Origin of the sequence: Brenneria sp. g21c3 (genome assembly GCF_040240345.1) — a bacterium.
In the GTDB taxonomy this organism is placed as follows: domain Bacteria; phylum Pseudomonadota; class Gammaproteobacteria; order Enterobacterales; family Enterobacteriaceae; genus Brenneria.
The window spans coordinates 585,267-604,115 of sequence record NZ_JBEIAB010000001.1 but is presented as its reverse complement, the minus strand read 5'-3'; the positions used below and the strand labels follow the sequence as shown (position 1 = coordinate 604,115).

The window sequence follows — 18,849 nt, the reverse complement described above, 5'->3', positions numbered from 1 at the left end:
TTCACTCATTGCTGTTGCATCGGATCGGAAACGACGACTTTTCCGGCGATAATGTCATTTTGCAGCGCGCGAACCTTTTCGATGACGTCCGGATAGTTGGCGATCAGGCATTGCGACTTGTCGACGTCCGGCCGCAGGCCGGTTAGCGTCATGCCGCCTTCCGCCAGGCCGAGCGTAACGAACGACTCCCGTTTGCCGGACAGGATATCTTTCACGCCCTGCTCAATAGCGACATCGGTAAATTTTTCAACGTTATCCATCACCGCCCCAGGCGCCTGTTTGCACTGGTTGGTGTCGACGCCGAACGCAGCGGCGCCCGGAAAGTCATGTATCGCTTTGAAGATACCGCCGTTTGAACCCGATGATGCCGCAAGCACTCTATCCACGTTATCGGCAAGCATGGCATTGGCGCGCTGTAGCCCGCGCGCCGGATCGGAGAAGGGATTGTCCCCGCCGATCCACATATTCGCGGCGGTTTTGATCTCCGGTTTGACATGCTTCGCCCCGGCCAGGAACGCATCGTTATAGCGATGAACGAAAGGGATATCGAGGGCGCCGATAGCGCCGACTTTGCCGGTTTCGCTGGTCCATGCGGCCACCGCGCCCGCAAGGAAATTAGCCTCATGCTCACGGAAGACCGCACAATAAACATTCGGCAATGCTTTGGACGGGCAACTGTCGATATGCAGGAATTTCACATTCGGATGCCGGGCGGCCACGTCGGGGATAATGTCGTTGAATTCAAAACTGACGGAAACCACGATGTCGGCCTCTTTGGCCGCCGCTTCCAGGTTTTGACGTCGGGTTGTCGGATCGGTGCTTTCAAATATTTTGGCAACGCCGCCGGACTCTTTTGCCACACGTTGCACGCCAACGCCGCCAAGCTTCAGAAAATCATTAACGCCCAGAGCCTGAGGGGAGACGTAAATGATGACGGGTTCCGCCGGCGAGGCCAGACTTGGCCCGTTGAAAAAACAAGTGATGAAAGCAAGCGCCGCGCTAATCCCGAGGCTTCTTTTTTTGTTATTCACGAGTAATACTCCCTTCCTTTAAGGCTCTGTTTTCAATTGGGATAAATGACGATAATCAGAACGAAAAGCTTGTCTGTCGTTTCAAGAAGGCATACGAGGTTTTAATAACGGCATCTCATATTTTTTATGTGGTTTTTCACGATCAATTCCCTTTTAACGGCCGCAGCGATGAACATTAGCGGCAGGCAGGATTTTTCACCGGGGCAGGGATACGCACCCGTTCCGCGCCGCGCCAGGTTGTCGCGGGGCGATAAGCAATGAACGGTTGTAACGTGGATTGGGCGTCAATAGATAACAACATTCATGGTCCTGCCGTTCATTAAGAAACCTGAAAAAGTAAAGAATTATGAAAAACATAATCATGTCATGAGTTAACGTAATGTAAAGAAAATACTACTCAAAAGCTAATGCCATTTTTGTATATATAAATCGAAGACGAGGAACGTTTCAGAGCGCTTAATGCTCCATCCGACAGAGAAGGGGTACGAGGCCGTTAGTAAAATCAATCCGCAACACGCCGCGTTTGCAAGGAAACTTGAAGAGCGAATAGGAAAAAGACAGATGGCAAAAATTCTTGATGCTATGACGGAATTGCGCAATACGCTCGAAGAAGTCGTATGACCTGAAAAGCATATGGATGGTAAGCTTGGGGCAGCGTCAAAGCCGCCCCTTTTGCTTTCAGACAGTCGGCATCAGCGAGCGCCGCCTCCGCCGCTGCTGAACGGCGGACGAGCGAACCAGATTAATATCAGCAGTACCAGGAACGCCCCGCCGGATAACCAGAAGATCTCGTTGGCCGAAATAATCAGCCCCTGATTGGTGATTTCTCGCGCTATCCAGCCGGATGCCTGCTGGTGACTCATGCCCTTGCCTTCGAGTTGCTGGTAGATCTGCGTCGCCGCCGGATTAAACGGCATGATGTTTTCCGTGAGCTGCGTATGATGCAGCGACTCACGGTTTGACCACATCGTCGTGGTGATCGACGTGCCAATCGACCCCATCAGAATACGGATGAAGTTCGACAGACTGGATGCTCCCGCCATTCGTTCCGGCGCTAAGCCGGAAAAAATAATGGTGGTCAGCGGCATGAAGAAGCAGCCCACGGCGAAACCTTGAATAAACTGCGGCCACGCAGACGCGCCGAAATCCATCGACGGTTCGAACGTATACGCACGCCAGAAGAAGCAGTAGGCGTACATAATAAAGCTGAACGTCACCAGCCTGCGCATATCCAGACGGTGCGCAAAGCGGCCGATAATCGGCGATATCAGAATCGGCAATATCCCGACCGGCGCCGAGGCCAGACCCGCCCAGGTGGCGGTATAACCATAGGCTACCTGCAATAGCTGCGGCAGCAACACCAGCGAGCTGACATAGAGCATGAAGGCCAGGCTGATACATAGCACGCCGATGGTAAAATTTCGCGATTTAAACAACGATAGATCGACTATCGGGTGGTCGTCCGTCAGTTCCCAGACCACCAGGAAGCAAAGCGCGACCGCCGCCACGATGGCCAACACGATAATTTCGCTCGAGTTAAACCAGTCGAGCTCCTTACCCTGATCGAGCATCACCTGCAATGCGCCGATGCCCAGAACGAGGAGCATTAAGCCGACACGGTCGATCGGACGGATCTGCGTCGCGGTTTCGCGGCCCTTCAGCGTTTTCAGCGTCAGGAATACCACCGCCATGCCGATCGGCACGTTGATAAAGAAGATCCAGCCCCAATGATAGTTATCACTGATGTATCCGCCGAGGATCGGCCCGCAAATCGGGGCGACGATCACCGTCATCGACCAGAGCGCAAGCGCGGTACTTCGCCTGGCCGGCGGATAGTTATTCAGCAACAGACTTTGCGAAAGCGGGATCAGCGGACCGGCCACCACACCCTGTACCACACGAAAGAAAATCAGCATTCCCAGGCTGTTGGAGATACCACACAGCCAGGAAGCGAGGGCAAACAGCCCGGTCGACCACAGGAATAGTTTCACCTCGCCGATGCGTTTCGCCAGCCAGCCGGTGATCGGGATTGAGATGGCGTTTGCCACCCCGAACGACGTGATGACCCAGGTACCCTGAGAGTTCGAGGCGCCAAGATTCCCGGCAATGGTCGGGATCGCCACGTTGGCGATCGTCGAGTCCAGAACCTGCATAAAGGTGGCCATAGACAACGCCACCGTCATCCAGGCCAGCGGGGCGCCTACCAGCGGTTTATTTGCCACAGCGGCCTCCAAAGATTTTAGCCTGCATTGGCATGAATAACGTCTGCAATGATGGCATTGACCGGCGCCAGATCCAGCGTCAGAGCGGATGTCCGATACAGCGGTTCCGTACGGACGGTATTCGCCAGCACCAGACCATCCCGGTTTTGGGTATCGACCGTGACTCGCGCGGACAAACCGATGCGCAGCGGATGTTCCTCCACTTCCCGATCGTTGAGCTCAATACGTACCGGCAGACGCTGAACCACTTTGATCCAGTTACCGGTGGCGTTCTGAGCAGGCAACAGTGAGAACGCGCCGCCGGTGCCCATGTCCATACCGACCACTTTGCCGGAATATTTTACGTTTTCGCCATACATATCGCTGACGACGGTGGCCGTCTGACCGATGCGTATATTTTCCAACTGCGTTTCTTTAAAGTTGGCGTCAATCCAAATGTGGCGGGCGGGGACCACGGCTATCAACGTCGTGGACGGCGTGATCCGCTGCCCAATCTGTACGGCGCGGCGCGACACATAGCCATCAATCGGACTGCGGACTTTGGTGCGTTGCAGGGCGAGCCAGGCATCACGAACCTGAGCGGCGGCCTGTAAAACCTGCGGCTGCTGAGCAACCGGCGTATTCAGCACCATCGCCTGATTGGCGTTGTATTGCTGAACGGCGACATCGTATTGCGCTTTGGCCGTTTCCACGGCATCGCGGGCGTGTTGCAGCTCTTCACGACCAATCGCATCAACATTCCCCAGCACAAGGCGGCGTTTCAGGTCGGTTTGCGCCTGTTGCCATTGCGTCTGACGCAGCGCGATATTCGCCTGATACTGTTTGCCGTTAATGATCAACTGATGTGTTTGACGCACGCTGTTTGCCAGCGCCGTTTTAGCGCGCTCTAAAGCCTGTTGTGCATCGGTCGCATCGACCGACACCAGCACGTCGCCTGCTTTCACCAGGTCGGTGCTGTCGAAATTAACGTTGGTCACGCTGCCCGACACCTGGGCCATAATCTGAATCTGATTACCGGCGACATAGGCATCATCAGTAGACTCGACATGACGTAAAACCAGCAGCCAGTAAAACAGGCAGGCGATGGCGATAATGATGAAAATCCCGGTTAACGACAGCATCGCGACTTTCCGCGTTTTCTTTTTACTCTTCGGCGTTTGCGGTGTTGCCTGAGTTTCGGCATTGGCGCTCATGATCTTCTCCACATGTGTCTATTATGATTTTTGTCCGCGGCAGGGGCCTGATAGCCGCCCCCAAGCGCTTGGATGAGACGGATTTTCGCCTGCATCAACTGACTGCCGGCGCGAAGTTGCGCCTGCTGCTGCTGTTGAAACGCTAACTGGCTGCTTAAGCGTTCATCCCTTCCGATGATGCCGACGCGGTATCTTGCTTCCGAAACGCGATACGCCTCTTCAAGCGATTTCGCGGCGAAAGAGGCCTGCTGCAATTGTTCGGCACTGCTTTTCGAAAGGGTTATGGCATCCGCCGTTTGCTGGATGGCGTTCAGGATGGTCTGGTTATACGACTCGACGGACTGGTCGAATAACGCGGACTCTGCGCCCAGTTGGGCGCGCAAGGCCCCCGCGTGGAAAATCGGCAGCGAAATGGCCGGCGCGATGTTCCAGGCTTTACTGGCGGCTTCCAGAAGATTCGGGCTGTTGGTGGTCGTCAGACCGCCAAAGGCGCTGATAGCCAGGCTGGGATAAAACGCTTTTTTCGCGGCGCTGACGCGTTGGGAATAGGATTCCACCAGATCGCGCTGCGCGGTAATGTCAGGACGTTGGCCCAGTAAATCCAGCGTCAATTCGCCTTTCGGCGCCAGCGCGTCAGCCGATGGCGGCGTAACGGCGCGCAGCCCGTTCATCGCATCCGGGCCGCGTCCGGCCAGTGCGGAAAGCTGATGTCTCAGTTGTTCGCTCTGTGACGACAGCACGATGAGCTGCTGTTTGGCGCCGTCGGCCTGAGCCCGGGTTTGTTGGGGGATTTCAATTCCGTACACGCCGGCCTGATATTGCGCCTGACGCAAATCCGCCAGACGCCGATGGTTATCCACCTGGTTTCGCAGGACATCCTGCAACGCCAGATTGGCCTGCAATTGATAATAGGCCGACGCCACCGAACAGGTCAGCGTCAGCGCGGCTTCCGCCTGTTCAGCGCGGGAGGAATCCACCTGTGCTTGCGCGGCATTCGCCTGATTGCGGTATTTACCCCACCAGTCAAATTCATAGCTCAGATTCAGCCCGAGGCTGTTGCTGTTGTCGTAAATCGGCGCGTCAGGATAGCGGCTCAGGAACGGCGGAATGGTGTTTTTCGCCACGCGTTCACGCCGCATTGACCCGTTCAAATCCAGATAAGGGCCGTTGGCCGCATCGGCCTTTTCCATCACGCTCTGCGCTTCACGCACCCGGGCGGCCGCCTGACGTAATGATGGCGAGTTTTGCAACGCCGTGGTCATCAGCTCATCGAGCTGCGGGTCATTTAGACTGCGCCACCACTGCGGGCTGATGGACAGAGAACTGACTTTCTCCTGATGCAGATGAAGCTGCCGCGTATCGAGCAGCGACGACTGGGGAGCAATATGATTATCGGAGGCGCAGCCGGCCAAAATTAAAACGGCAAACAGCGGCGTAAGCCTCCGGCAAATTTGGAGTGGCATAGGGTTACCTGAAAGAAGATTAAAAAATTTACGCGATGCCGCGCTGGTTTCTAGGGCGTCACCGCCTTGAAATGACCATCCGGTAGCCGCAAATGACAATGCTGATCTTCATGTTTCAATTCCTTTACTTAAAAACAACTACAACGTTGGAGTTTAATTTAGTGCTATTTTCAATAAATGACAACTCCCTTTGAACAGAAAAGTGTGCGGCTCAGGCCTGAAGGCTATCCATTAAGCCGATGCAGCCCATCGAAAACGGGAATGCGGATCTTGTTATTGCCGGCGGCATAGGCCCGTTCCCTATGACTTGATTGGCACTGGCGCGTGCAGGCTGGGACAGGGAGAACCTTGATCTGATAGAGCTAATAAGTGCTTTGCGGCACAGACTTCGGCTGAAAATAAAGAGGTTAAGCGGGAATGTGAACGGCGGGGCGATCGCGTCAGGGCCACGGCGCCCGCATTCTTGTTATGAGTTACAACATCGGCGTCGGCGAAAAGGCCGCGCGATTCTGGGCGTTGGGGGAGGCAGGTCTGGCTCTCTTTGGCGCGATCTTCACGCCTTGAGGAACCTGCCCAAGGTTAATCTAGGGCGCCAGCGCCAGACGACGCGCCGCCAGCACGACAGACGCTCTGCGTCGGACATGTTCGCGAGCATCATCCGCTCCCGCAAACATACGCGCCACTTGTGGTAACGCCGCCCACCAGCCGGCCAGCCCCATAATCAGGAAAGCCAGGTGATCGGCATCAACATCACGGGTGAGTATTCCGGCTTCCTGGGCATCCTTGATGGCCTGCGTTTTGACTGTATAAAATTGACGCCGCACATCTTCATCGGGTACTTTTCCATCCAGCACCAACCCTTCCCAGCGCAGAAGCCTGTTGAGCTCCGGATGTTCAAGATGATAATCATAAGCCCGGCCGGCATATTCACCGATATCTTCAACAGTCAATGACTTAATCGCCACCGCCTGCGCGACTTTTGCCAGCTCTTCGCTCAGGACGGTCATGAACAAGGATTGTTTGTCGCCAAAATATTTATAAATTCTTTCTTTGTTAACGCCTGCGGTTTTCGCAATCAACTCAACGGTTGTTCCATCAGGCCCCAGCTCCGCAAACTGAACGACTGCCGCGTTCAAAATTTTTCGTTTCGTACCCTCGGTATCCCAGGCCATTGGTTACCCCTCTTTTTAATCTGCTGCATGGCAGAAATATTGAAAGCATGCTGAATTAAACAGCAACGTTGTAGTTGAAACTTTATCATCAAAATGAATATTAGTATAAGGAGGCAGAGCCTGGGATCGTTAGGTTTAATCAGCAGGTATAAACCTTGCGCGTCGCTGAGTTTGTAAGGTTTATCGAGTGGCTTGGCGCTGCGGATGGTTGTATCGGTGGATGGCGGTATCTGTCAGAGGCATGGTGGGGGCTCCATAGTTTATCGAACCGACAGGTCCCCAATTAGGCCCCCAAAAACTACGGATGTCAAAAAATCTGGTAGTACCCATTGGTACTCCAGATTCTTTTTAACTTACTGATTTTTTAACGTTCCCGGACGCATAAGGACATCCTGAAACTAAATTATGGTGCCCGGACTCGGAATTGTTCAGCTTTCTATTAAGTTGAAATGTAGCATAAATTTTAACCGTGGCTGTTGTCAAGACCCGTAGGTTGACTCTGTTTTGGTTTTTAGATCAAGCTAATAGCTCCATACACGAGAAAAAACGTCCGGTTCGTTCCTTCGGTTCGATTCCCTATGATACCTGTAAATCGTAATGAGATAAGCTTTATGCGGACTGTATATTGAAGCCGGTTATTCTAGATTATGGCTGGACCTAATTTGAGGTTAGGGTCAGCGGCCTGCCACCGGGTGTAGTTCTCTATGCCGGGGGCCGAGGTGGTGGCTATGCTCAAACAAAAGTCATGATGATGAGACTTCTTTAATTCTTTAACCGGTGTATTATTCGGTAAAGTATCACTGTCGTTTTAAGGAGGAAGTAGGGTGAAATTCTCATATCGGCACGGTTTTGATCCTGACTATAAAAATGAACCGATCCGAGAGGATGCTCCGTCCTGGCTGAAATCGATGTTCTTTGTCTCCATCCTCGACAAATTAATTTACGTAGACGGAGATAGTCGGGTCCAAAATATTGAAAACCGGCCTTTAGGAATAAAAGCGTTAATAGAACGTCTTTGTGCAGAGAACGGTCAGGAAACTGATAATGAGGATTATGACTCGTTTTATTGTTACGAGTCCTTAAAATTCAGGATCCAAAATCTAACCTGGTACCAATTCTATGATGCTGTGGAGCTTATCGGTCATCTGCTTAAAGAAAATGATTCGAAGAAAACTTTTTCGTGGGGACAGAAGACCTATGAAGAATTTAGTTTTTCTTCCTATCGTCAAAAAGTCAACGATCTGTTTTCTACTCATAAAATTGAATGGAAACTCAATGAATCGGCTGCTTTAGAGACTCCTCTGCCCACTGATCTAGAATTGAGGATCAATCAGGCTGATGCGTCTCTTCAGGACCGTTTTGAACCGGCTAGAAGACATTACGCTAAAGCCCGCTATTTTGCTTTGGGTTCACATAAAGATCCTGAGAATTCGATCAAAGAATCGATAAGCGCAGTAGAAAGTGTATGCCGGACGTTCTATCCGTCCGCATCAACATTGGGGGAAGCACTGAAACTCATGAAAAAAGAGAATACAGTTTCTCCACTACTTATCACAGTCATTGAGAAATTTTACGCTTACACCAACGCAGAACCTGCGGTCAGACACGGCAGCGATAAGGCATCCTCTGTGCTGGAATATGACGCAGAACTAGCTCTGCATATTTCAGCAGCCTTCATCAGAACTATTATTCAGAGAAAGTCTTAAACTCTCAAATTAATTCTAGATAAGTTATTATATCTAGACTTTTCATCATTAAATGATGATTTCTTCCTTTCATTTAGTACTGATATAAAATAGAGTTTTGGGGCCATCACTAAGTGATACGGTACCGAGATCATTTGTCATGCTGCGTTTGTGTAGCCCGTCTTTTTTATGATTGCTACCTTTTCGTTTCTAATTGAGCTTCCTTGCTCATCAAATAATTCGTTCTTATTATTTGGTTATGGGGTGAGATTAATCAATTTATTGCCGGGACCAAAGGCTACTGCAAGTGCCATGCTGACTAACAGTGTAATGGTTTACTGAATTTCTTACTGGAAAGGGGTTCTGTAACGGCATATCTCAGCATATTCTTTAATGGCATTATCTGTCTGGATAGGTGAAATATAATGGGACGTAAAGGTTCTGGGTCATCAGGTGCAGGGTCGCATGCTGGTAGGGGATTTCGCTATCAGGATGCGGTCGGGGCATGGTTGGCACTACGTTGTTGGAGTCAGGAACTCCACTATGGCGCAGTGATCCCTGAGGGGCGAGATGATTACGAATTACAGGGATCTACGGGTTCTGCTCTTGTACAAGTTAAGTCTCGTCGCGATCACATGGGGTTATTCCCGATTAGTGAGGTTGCTGGTTTTGTGCGGACGCTCTGGAATCGGTATGAAGCATCTCCGGATCCTGGCAAAGATCTGAATCTGATCCTTGAACGCCCTGTTATACAGGGGCCAAAAACAGATTATGCTCTTACTGAGCACGCTGGTTTAGCTGAAGCTCTGCGGGGAGACTCTCGTTGGAAATTACTTGCGTCCTGCACTCGTATCTGGATTGCTGCGGAACCTGCGGAAAAAGCAATTGAAACTATCAGCCATACACTTTCTTGCACGCCACTAGCGGCGCAAGTTTACTACGGCGAATTGTTAAACAACATTGGTGGCTTGGCTGATGCGAATGGGATGGTTAAGAACGGAAGATATGCAGGATTGGCTATATCCGATGTCGAAACGATTATTCGTCGAATGGAGCCCGTCCTTGATGTGGCTGGTATGGAAATGGCCCTTCGTGAAGGGTACTGCGATGCTATTGATTTTCTGACTACTGTAGATGAGCCTGCATTTTATCAGGGGGTTGATACCCGACCAGCCCATCTTGCCTCGGGCCTTGTTGTGGAAAGACCTGAGGCGCGTAGTGCGGTTCTGGCTGCATTGACAACCCAAAGAGCCGCTCTGATCGTTGGGGTGTCGGGCACCGGGAAATCAGCACTCATGTGGGAAACAGCCCGCGTTAGCCGACATACAGTACGCTGGTTTGAAATTACGCGTGGTGACAGCTTTGACGCCCATTTACTTATCCGTTTTGCCCGTTCATTGAGAGCCTCATCTACAGCGCCCGTTGGTTTTATTTTTGATGATGTAGGTAAAGGGAAAGCAGGCCTTTGGGATGGTCTGCTGCGTGAGGCAAGAGCCGGAAGCGGCATTCTTCTGCTCGGATCAATCAGAGAAGAAGATGCTTTTATGCTGACTACCCGGTCTCTCGCCGGAGAGGTTCACCCAACCGTAGAGGAAGCTGTCGCTGAACGTATTTGGCAACAGATTTCTCGCCAGGGGCAAACCACATGGGCTGGCTGGAGAGAGCCCTGGGCGCAAAGTAATGGGCTTTTGCTTGAGTATGCACATATCCTTACTCGTGGTGAACGGCTTGAAATGGTTCTTGGAGAACAGATAGATTGTCGCTTTCGGGAGGGGAGGGATGCAGAGCTGGCTATTCTTCGTATTACCGCACTGGCTGGCACTGTGGGGGCTATGGTTGATATTGACCGGTTATATGAAATTTTAGGCCTCTCTCAGAGCGATCTTTCCAGAGCGTTACGGCGGCTCATTGATGAACATCTGATTTCTGAATCCCGAAATGGGCAGTTGAGAGGGCTGCATCAGCTACGCTCTGCGGCTATTCTCAGCCTCTGTCATAAGTATCCGCCACCAACACTTTTGCACACCATCGCAGAAACAGTATGTGTGGTTAACAATATGAATCTGGATACTCTGGCTGCCTATGTCATCATCCATTATCCAGAGGCGACAGCTGTCTTGCTTAAGGCGATAGTAACCCGAATTGAGCGTGAGTGCGATCCTGTTTCATTAGTTACTGTGCTTTCAGGACTGGGGCAGGCACATATTGAGATGACCCTGCGGGCTTGGATCCCAGAGGTACGAGTGTTGGGGCTGGAACCGACTCAAATTACTGGCGTTGTTATGTTCGCTGTAGCCGATGCGGATCTTTCTTCTGATATTTTCCCTGAACGTATAAAAGATTCAATGCGAGCACTGCAAACCCGCTCCATTTCTGATCCCCGACTGACTTTACTCACCCAGCTTTCATCAACGGCGATTAAGCAGATAATTTCTGTGGCCTCAGTCCCAAACCTTCGTGGATTTCTGGGGGCTCTATTGGGAATAGAGATCCCGGCAAATATTCGACAGATGATTGCTGATGCAAGACCTTGCTTTGATGCGCTTGACCTTATGGCTATTGCAGATCTGCTGGGGGTAGCCCGACTTCTCGATCCTGATATTGCGATGGCATGGGCGAGTAGCAATATGCCAGAGCGATTAATTACGCGTATTCCACTTGAGATCCCGTGGGCTGGACAAGTCAGTGTTGAAACGGCGTCAGAAGGTCGGCTGCTGCGTAGTTCGATCTTCCATGTCGCACATTCGGTCCAGACAGACGTTCATGAAGACGTTGTACAACTTTGCACACTCCTGATTGGATTGGACCCAACGGCCGCAGTGGCTGCCGTTGATGCTGTTGCTGCGGGTGGTTTTCTCTCAGGTATTCCGGATTATCCCCTTGCAACTAAGCGCATCTCAAGAGAAAACCTGCCGCCATCAGCATTACCCGAATGGAATAAACGGTGGATAACGACCGCCGCCGGGCTGGTGGGGACAGAAAGCTATACGGATTATTTACAACGGGCGCTCGTACTGTTAAATAAACTCGTTCCGTTAGTCGAGAAGATTCTGGACGGAACCTTACGGAATAAGGCTCCTTCATCTAAAGTTCTGGAACAACTTGGGGCCGTGCATGAGGCTGCCCGGGAACTTACTCCACCAAAAGGAGGGGAGTTTATTGGTATAAATACAGAACTGCATGCCACTCCTGTTCAGAACATATTATTTTGTTGTTCCACAGATATGCTCCGGCGATTTATATCTCTGCCTGAAGGATATGGTGCATACATTGCGTGGCTGAAAGGTCTGCTGAAAGACATAGAGAAGAGTAAGGATTACCCTTGGGATCTCGTAGGTGGATACCCGGAAAAATCCTTTACGCGATTAAAAGAGTTGATCACGTCACTGCGTCTTCTGTCAGCAGAAGCGGGTACTCAGGGAATAAATCCGGCATGGCTATGGTTAGCTGAGGCTAAAGCGGCTGCGCGCGGAGGAGCATTGAGCAGCTCTGTCAGAGTGGTAATGCGTCAGTTCAATAAGTTAGCGTCTGGCTACCTGCTGGAAATAGAGACCAGATTGAAAAGTAGAGGGATTGAAATAGAACTCCATGCCCGTCCTGACTGGGAGGAGCTTTTGCCGTGGCCAACGTCAGAGTTTCTGGCGATCGTTGATCTTGAGTATCCTGAGGACTGGCCGAAATGGATTGAGGAAAATGGAGCACATGTTCAGACTGCAATTGGTGAGCATCGACGTCTATGGATTATTCCTCGTATTACCGGGATTGTGATATCTCGCCTTACCGTCAGCGCGATATTTAATCTTTTCGCATCCCCATATGCGGTTGATGACTGGCTTGATGAATTAAATTTGCATCGGCTTAACGATACGCTGACTCAGGCTGCACAGCCTGCATTATCGCTTATCAGCGAGCTTGACGGATTACGCCATTTTAATCTTGGAACAGAGAGTCGTCCTCATCTGGAGCAGTTTGTTCGTAGAGAAGATGAAAAATCACTAATTACCGCCTTGGTGGAATTTGAACAGATAGCAGAAGGTACGCCGGTTCAAATGTTACCCCGACAATTAAATGAAGAATGTATAGCAGGACGAGCGGCCATAGCTGAAGGGGAGATTGCTCTGTTGCATGGCCAGTTGACGATAGGAGGCGAAGCTTTACTAATGCTTCAATTCACCTTACTAACTCAGGATCTGGTGAATGCCTTAATACAAGTATAGATGTCGACGTCTTTAGTATTGTTTAAGATCCCATTAAAACGGAAGTCGGGAGTGTTAGAAATTCTTTGTCATTCCAGTAATATACAATCAAAAAGGAATGACATATGTCCCAACCCTTCGATTTTGACAAAGCGCTTAAGGCACTCCAGTCCGGCCAGGCATTAACGGGCAAGGATGGTATCTTAACGCCTTTAATCAAACAGTTAACTGAAGCTGCCTTGGCTGCTGAGCTCGACTCCCATCTGGCTCAGGATGTTGAAGCCAACTGTAAAAACGGTTCCCGTAAAAAGACCATTAAAGCCCCGACCGGTTCCCGGAAGCAATAAACAGCATTTATCCGCAGACAGAAGTTCAGTTATGTATCATTCACCAGATATGCAACTCGATTAAATACGTGGCGTCAAAACATCATAAAACCTTCATGGCAGACCTGAAGCCGGTCTATCGTGCCGTGTCGAAAGAGGCGGCAGAAACGTTGCTGGATGAGCTGGAGGTAAAATGGGGCCGGCAGTATCCGGTGGTGCTCCAGTCTTGGCGGCGCAAGTGGGGAAATCTGTCAGCGTACTTCCGCTATCCGGGCAATATCCGTAAGGTAATTTACACCACGAACGCGATTGAATCGGTGCATCGTCAGTTCAGGAAACTGACCAAAACCAAAAGCGCTTTCCCAAATGAGAAAAGCTTGTTGAAGCTACTTTAGCTGGGTCTGATGAACGCACTGGAAAAATGGACAATGCCCATCTAGACTTGGAATTTGACATTGTCGCAGTTAGCCATTTATTTTGACGGGCGACGTTATAACGTAATGACGCTGTAATATTTTTAACGTAACACAGAATTCTGAACGCTCTCCGGAAGCCAGAGTATATTTTTCTGGCTTCCATTTTTGTCGCTATATTTTTACTTCTTGATCTGACCTGTCGCATCAAAAAGCGTGTCCCAGAACCGAACATCTGGATCGTCTAAAACAACACAAGTTTTAGTCATTTTCTTCAAATATTTAATCTTCTTTTCATCATTAGTGGGTATAAATGTTGAAAAATCATTTTGGTAAGCATCATCTCTCAAATTAACAATATACAAAGGGCATATAAGATTAGTTGAACCCGGAGAAAAAAGGTTCGCTCCTTTAATATAGAAATCGTCCCCCATATCTGATGGTGTTTGTGTTTGCCATATACTGCCAGGAAACATTGCAGGTTTATAATTCTCACCACTCACTTTTACGTAGTGTGGGTTTTTATCTATTAAACCAATACTGCTCAGTGATGAATAGACAAAGATAGTAGATATGTTGGGGAAGATAAATATTATTGAAAAAACAGAAAACATAACCATAAAGGCGCAATTTTTAATGTTTTTAGAGACACTTCCATCTATCTTATTAATATGTTGTTTTTTTGTATCACGATAAAATACTATGGCAGGTAAGAATGTAAAAAAAGCAAATATGCTCATAAATAATAAAGCAATTAAAATCGATGTCGTGTTTTCCCCTTTGCTGGTTTTCAATAGCAGGCTGACAGGTATTGAAATGGATATTGTAGAGATAAAAATTATGAAAATGTTGAATGTTGCATGAGCGATTTCTTTAAAGAAACTCTTAAGCTTTGAATATTTATCACTGAAATCATAATTTATAATAGTGATCATACAATATATTGTCGCTATGAGGGTTATTATTATCAATGTGATATGCTCTGTAGATAATTTATACCCATTGCACCATCTGTTTACAAAATCTGTGTATGGTAGAAACACAAGGCATAAAAATGCTATTGATGATAGTAAGCTTATGACTGGCATTGCCGAAGTCAGGGGGATGTCATTGGATTTATTATTGTTGATTTTAAATAATATTAATATATAACTAGGTAAAACTAATGTTATGGCGATAAAAACAGAAAGGGAAAGAGCAGAAAGCAATAATGAAATAAGACCTGCATTTAAGGATAATGCATCAACGAATAAATCCATTCTTCCTATATTCTTCAGGTATGCCCATATGATAGTTCCTGATAGTATAGTCATATATGGAATAAGTTTTATAATTATTTTACTTAATGGAGATAGCAATGATCTTATTTCTTCTAAATTGTTATTTAACATCGTGATTTCCTTTAAGTCCTTTTGAGTTAAACATTACTGATAATACAAAATGGTCCGGTAGGCAACTGTCAAAACGTATAAAATTACGAAGCACTATTATAATTAATAGTATCTCAAAGTCTGCTATGTGGTATGTAGTAGCGTCCGGTATTGCCAAATGCATTGATTACGCTCTATGTAATGACAGAATAGCAAATTATTTTATAGGGGCATTGTTTTTTGCGATTGACTTTCCGCAACCTTGCTTGCTGTTAACCGCTAATCGCGGTATCTTTTACCCGCACCTGCAAAATCAGGTGCCGGGATTGGTCTCCCGAATACCATACTGGCGACATATGACGCGCCTTGCGTCTTTTTTTATGTCGTATGCTTAGCTATACCGAATTATGGTGGGCTGGGCGGGGGCACCGCAAGGTGCGCCGGTTCCAGTATGGCCGGTAAGACCAACTCCGTTCAGTCCACCACCCGTAAGATTGGTCTCTTAGGTGGTGGTTTAAACATCACATACTGGAGGCTGCCTTATGGCTACAACCCTCAACCAGACTCACCCATTACTTACAGTTCCTTTTAGCGCCGCCACGGATTTCACTGTACTGGCAGACTGTTGCGAGAAACTCGCAGAGACTCAGGCAGAAAGCTACGATCCTGTACTGAAGATGGCTCTCTGCGGTCGACTTGCCGCCGGTTTTGCGCTGCTGAAACCGGGCCTGCGCGATCCTATTCCGCCTCACCTGATAGACAGTCTGACCGTTGATACCTTGCCCAAAAACTCTCCCCGTTTTGCCCCAGATGCGGATACGCTTTGCGATTACTGTTTTACCCTGACTCAGCTTCTGCTTTGCCGGATGTTTCCGCCACAAGCGGAAGAACAATTGCGCTGGCTCTTGGCGGAACTGGTTGATTACTTTGCTGCTGACTTGAAAGCCCCGCGCTGGATACGCACCGCTGACGGCGTGAAATGCATTGATGAGGTGACCGCATGAACCAACAGGACTGGCATCCCGCCGATATTATTGCGGCGCTGAAAAAGCGCGGAACGTCGATGGCAGCGGTTTCGCGTAATGCAGGGCTAGCCTCCTCCACGCTGGCGAATGCGCTGACAAAACACTGGCCCAAAGGTGAAAGACTAATTGCTGAAGCGCTGGGCGTCGAGCCTGAGCAAATCTGGCCTTCTCGCTACCATTGATGTTCCACCGGCGCAGATCAAATACAGGTTCTGCGCCATTTCCTGTTTATCAGATTGCCAAAAATCGACCAATAATCCTTTAAAAGGGAAAAACAGTTTTCTCTTATCTGCACCTTGTGCTGAGCAGTAATATCCCTCCGGCACAAAATGCTTCATGACCTGAGAGAAGCGCCTGATGTATCAGGATGATCGCCTTTTACCGGCATCAACCTTTGAAAATGCCGGACCGCATTGCGGTTAAGGTCATTCTCTACTCTGCTTCACCTTCCCGCTGTTTTTGAGGCCTGCGCCGCAAAGCGACGACACATTTACACAACATGTAATGAATGACCGGAATACGCCTTTAGTTTCCCGGTAAAGAGGAATGCATTTCGCCTTGGGCGACTTCAGTCTCTTCATTATCGCTTTGCACCTATATAGGCTTTACACTATATTAATAAGGAGGTCCCGTGTGGACGATTAAAACAACGGACATATTTGACGGCTGGTTCAGTTCACTCAGTACCATCGATCGAACCAACGTGCTGGCATCGCTTATCGTTCTGCGGCAAAAAGGGCCGGGTTTGCCCAGACCTTATGCCGATACGATTAAAGGCTCTCGCTACAGCAACATGAAAGAACTACGCGTTCAGAGCCGGGGCGATCCGATACGGGTGTTTTTCGCCTTCGATCCTTACCGAACCGGCATTCTGCTTTGCGGCGGTAACAAGGTCGGCAATGAAAAACGTTTTTATGACCAGATGATCCCGGTTGCTGACCGGGAATTCACGAATTATCTGAAGACATTAGATGATAAGGAGTAACGCGATGGGCAGAACGCTCGAACAGCTTCTTGCGGATGAAAAACCGGAAGTCGTGGCCGACGCTCAGGTGATGGCGGCGGACATCCTGCTCAACATCCACCTTGCCGAACTACGTGAGATAGTGCAAAAAACGCAGGTGGAAATAGCACAGGCTCTGGGCATCAGGCAGCCTACCGTTGCCGGTATGGAAAAACCGGGGCGCGACTTGAAACTGTCCACGCTTAAACGTTACGTTGAGGCGACCGGCGGCAAACTGCGCCTTGATGTTGAACTGCCGGATGGTTCTCACTACGGATTTGTACTGTAAACACTGACGCTCCATGAAACGGAGCGTCAACCCCGTTATAACGGGCAGCGGCTCGCATTGCCGTAAGGCTTTGCTGCCGCGTGACCGTAATCCTGCACCAAAATTTCAATTTTCACTCACTGCGTCAGTCCAGTGCGTCACTTTAACCGCGCCAAGCGGGAAAGTGACGCACCAGCGCCATGTTACTGCACCAGACAATTCCACTTCGCCAACGCACGGCGGGATTCTGACACCGTGATTCAACCCACTTTCACTCACAGGAGAACTTGAACCGATACCGGAGGGGGATCAGGACGATCCGGGGGATAACCCGCGCAAGCGGGCGGCTGCTCAGAGAGCACCACCGAAGCCCCGCAACACCTCAACGGCTGCCGCCCCGGCGCTCAGGTATCGTTCGCAGCCCCGACAAAAAATCAGGGGCTATCGGCCTACGCGCCGGGGAAAAGTTGTATCAGATTTTGGCGTTGCGGCAATCATGAAAAGGAGAAAGAGAAAATGGGCATTCTGGAGCAGGAAATGAAAACGCTGGCGCGGCAGGCGGGCGGCAGTCATAAGACTGTTCACGATCGTATTAGGCTGGCGCAGCGTTTTTGCGATCGTCTGGTAGCGATGCAAAATGTGCAGATCCGGCGAGTGGAGCAACTGAAAGCCCGACATGTTGAAAGCTACATCCGGGAACGGCTGGAGCAGGGCATAACGAAACGCAGCCTGCAAAACGAAATGGCGGCGATCCGCTGTCTGCTGAAGCAAGCAGGGCGTGATCGATTAGCCACCAGTGAACGGCTGTCCAATAAATCTCTCGGCTTATCCGGCGCATCCCGCAACGGCACCCGGCAGGCCATTACGAAGGAGCATTATCGGCAGGTGCTGGAAACCGCTCGCGCAAAAGACGCGGGAATGGCGGCGGCGTTGGAATTATCAAGGTTGATGGGACTGCGTTCACAGGAAGCGGTGCAGTGTGCGCAGTCGCTTAGAACGTGGAAACAGGCGCTGGAGCGTGGTGAGTCCCGGCTGACCATCGTTTTTGGAACCAAAGGCGGGCGGTCTCGCGAGACGGTGATTTTGGACGCTGGCGCAGTTAGAAAAGCGCTGGAAAATGCGTTGGCTGTGGCGGAACAACGCAATGGCAGGCTGATTGACAAGCCTGATCTTAAATCCGCGATGAAATACTGGCACGGTCAGGCGTCGCGTATCGGTTTGACTGGCTCATACTCCCCACACTCATTGCGCTACGCCTGGGCGCAGGATGCCATTCGCCATTATCTGGCGCAGGGATTCAGCGAAAAAGAGGCGCTGGCGCTGACGGCGATGGATTTGGGGCACGGCGACGGGCGTGGACGCTATGTAGCGCAGGTCTATGGGCGTTGAAACGAAGGATAATTCCTGTATCTGGTGCAGTCAAAAGGGAAAAGGCTGAAAGGGTAAAGGAAAGCTAAGGGTAACAGCGCCAAACCGGAAAGG

13 protein-coding genes and 2 pseudogenes are annotated in these 18,849 nt (G+C 49.8%); 8 read left to right on the top strand and 7 right to left on the bottom strand.

Features of this window, described 5'->3' with window-relative positions:
• Nucleotides 1-5 precede the first annotated feature (5 nt).
• From ABRZ28_RS02660 to ABRZ28_RS02635, 6 genes and pseudogenes are all read right to left on the bottom strand, one after another.
• The gene (locus ABRZ28_RS02660; RefSeq protein ID WP_330519425.1) at nt 6-1,031 is read right to left on the bottom strand and encodes a BMP family ABC transporter substrate-binding protein; all 1,026 of its coding nucleotides are present in this window, start codon (nt 1,029-1,031) and stop codon (nt 6-8) included.
• A 692-nt stretch (nt 1,032-1,723) separates the two neighbouring features.
• Complete coding sequence (gene emrB / locus ABRZ28_RS02655; protein WP_330519424.1) at nt 1,724-3,253, bottom strand: multidrug efflux MFS transporter permease subunit EmrB; 1,530 nt, start codon at nt 3,251-3,253, stop codon at nt 1,724-1,726.
• Between the two features lie 17 nt (nt 3,254-3,270).
• Nucleotides 3,271-4,446 carry a multidrug efflux MFS transporter periplasmic adaptor subunit EmrA gene (emrA, locus tag ABRZ28_RS02650; protein WP_330519423.1) on the bottom strand — a complete coding sequence of 392 codons (1,176 nt, stop codon included), beginning with the start codon at nt 4,444-4,446 and terminating at the stop codon, nt 3,271-3,273.
• Entirely contained in the window at nt 4,443-5,909 is a 1,467-nt protein-coding gene (locus ABRZ28_RS02645; RefSeq protein WP_330519422.1) for an efflux transporter outer membrane subunit, read from the bottom strand. Before ABRZ28_RS02645 ends, emrA begins: the two co-directional genes overlap by 4 nt.
• Nucleotides 5,910-6,493: 584 nt before the next feature.
• Nucleotides 6,494-7,081 (bottom strand): TetR/AcrR family transcriptional regulator, encoded by a 588-nt coding sequence (locus ABRZ28_RS02640; protein ID WP_319606349.1) that lies wholly within the window; start codon nt 7,079-7,081, stop codon nt 6,494-6,496.
• 116 nt (nt 7,082-7,197) lie between these two features.
• Nucleotides 7,198-7,311 (bottom strand): annotated as a pseudogene (locus ABRZ28_RS02635) (Arm DNA-binding domain-containing protein); the annotation flags it as partial.
• A 594-nt stretch (nt 7,312-7,905) separates the two neighbouring features.
• Between ABRZ28_RS02635 and ABRZ28_RS02630 the strand changes: the two are divergent.
• The 3 genes and pseudogenes from ABRZ28_RS02630 (at nt 7,906) to ABRZ28_RS02620 (ending at nt 13,800) form a co-directional block, all read left to right on the top strand.
• On the top strand, nt 7,906-8,787 hold the full coding sequence (locus tag ABRZ28_RS02630; RefSeq protein ID WP_330519421.1) for a hypothetical protein: 882 nt from the start codon (nt 7,906-7,908) through the stop codon (nt 8,785-8,787).
• A 404-nt stretch (nt 8,788-9,191) separates the two neighbouring features.
• A complete protein-coding gene (locus tag ABRZ28_RS02625) occupies nt 9,192-12,983 on the top strand; it encodes a hypothetical protein (protein ID WP_330519420.1) in 3,792 nt (1,263 codons plus the stop codon).
• 104 nt (nt 12,984-13,087) lie between these two features.
• Nucleotides 13,088-13,800: pseudogene (locus ABRZ28_RS02620) on the top strand (IS256 family transposase).
• An 83-nt stretch (nt 13,801-13,883) separates the two neighbouring features.
• Here ABRZ28_RS02620 and ABRZ28_RS02615 read toward each other — a convergent pair.
• Nucleotides 13,884-15,092, bottom strand: coding sequence for a hypothetical protein (locus tag ABRZ28_RS02615; RefSeq protein WP_330519419.1), 1,209 nt, complete (start codon nt 15,090-15,092; stop codon nt 13,884-13,886).
• Between the two features lie 521 nt (nt 15,093-15,613).
• Here ABRZ28_RS02615 and ABRZ28_RS02610 point away from each other — a divergent pair.
• The 5 genes from ABRZ28_RS02610 (at nt 15,614) to ABRZ28_RS02590 (ending at nt 18,756) form a co-directional block, all read left to right on the top strand.
• Nucleotides 15,614-16,075, top strand: coding sequence for a hypothetical protein (locus ABRZ28_RS02610; RefSeq protein WP_330519418.1), 462 nt, complete (start codon nt 15,614-15,616; stop codon nt 16,073-16,075).
• The gene (locus ABRZ28_RS02605) at nt 16,072-16,278 is read left to right on the top strand and encodes a helix-turn-helix domain-containing protein (RefSeq protein WP_009114533.1); all 207 of its coding nucleotides are present in this window, start codon (nt 16,072-16,074) and stop codon (nt 16,276-16,278) included. The genes ABRZ28_RS02610 and ABRZ28_RS02605 overlap by 4 nt, the downstream gene beginning before the upstream one ends.
• Before the next feature lie 449 nt (nt 16,279-16,727).
• Nucleotides 16,728-17,081, top strand: coding sequence for a type II toxin-antitoxin system RelE/ParE family toxin (locus ABRZ28_RS02600; protein ID WP_009114532.1), 354 nt, complete (start codon nt 16,728-16,730; stop codon nt 17,079-17,081).
• A gap of 4 nt (nt 17,082-17,085) precedes the next feature.
• Nucleotides 17,086-17,388 carry a transcriptional regulator ProR gene (gene proR / locus ABRZ28_RS02595; RefSeq protein WP_330519417.1) on the top strand — a complete coding sequence of 101 codons (303 nt, stop codon included), beginning with the start codon at nt 17,086-17,088 and terminating at the stop codon, nt 17,386-17,388.
• Between the two features lie 495 nt (nt 17,389-17,883).
• Nucleotides 17,884-18,756 carry an integrase domain-containing protein gene (locus ABRZ28_RS02590; protein WP_330519416.1) on the top strand — a complete coding sequence of 291 codons (873 nt, stop codon included), beginning with the start codon at nt 17,884-17,886 and terminating at the stop codon, nt 18,754-18,756.
• Nucleotides 18,757-18,849: the final 93 nt, after the last annotated feature.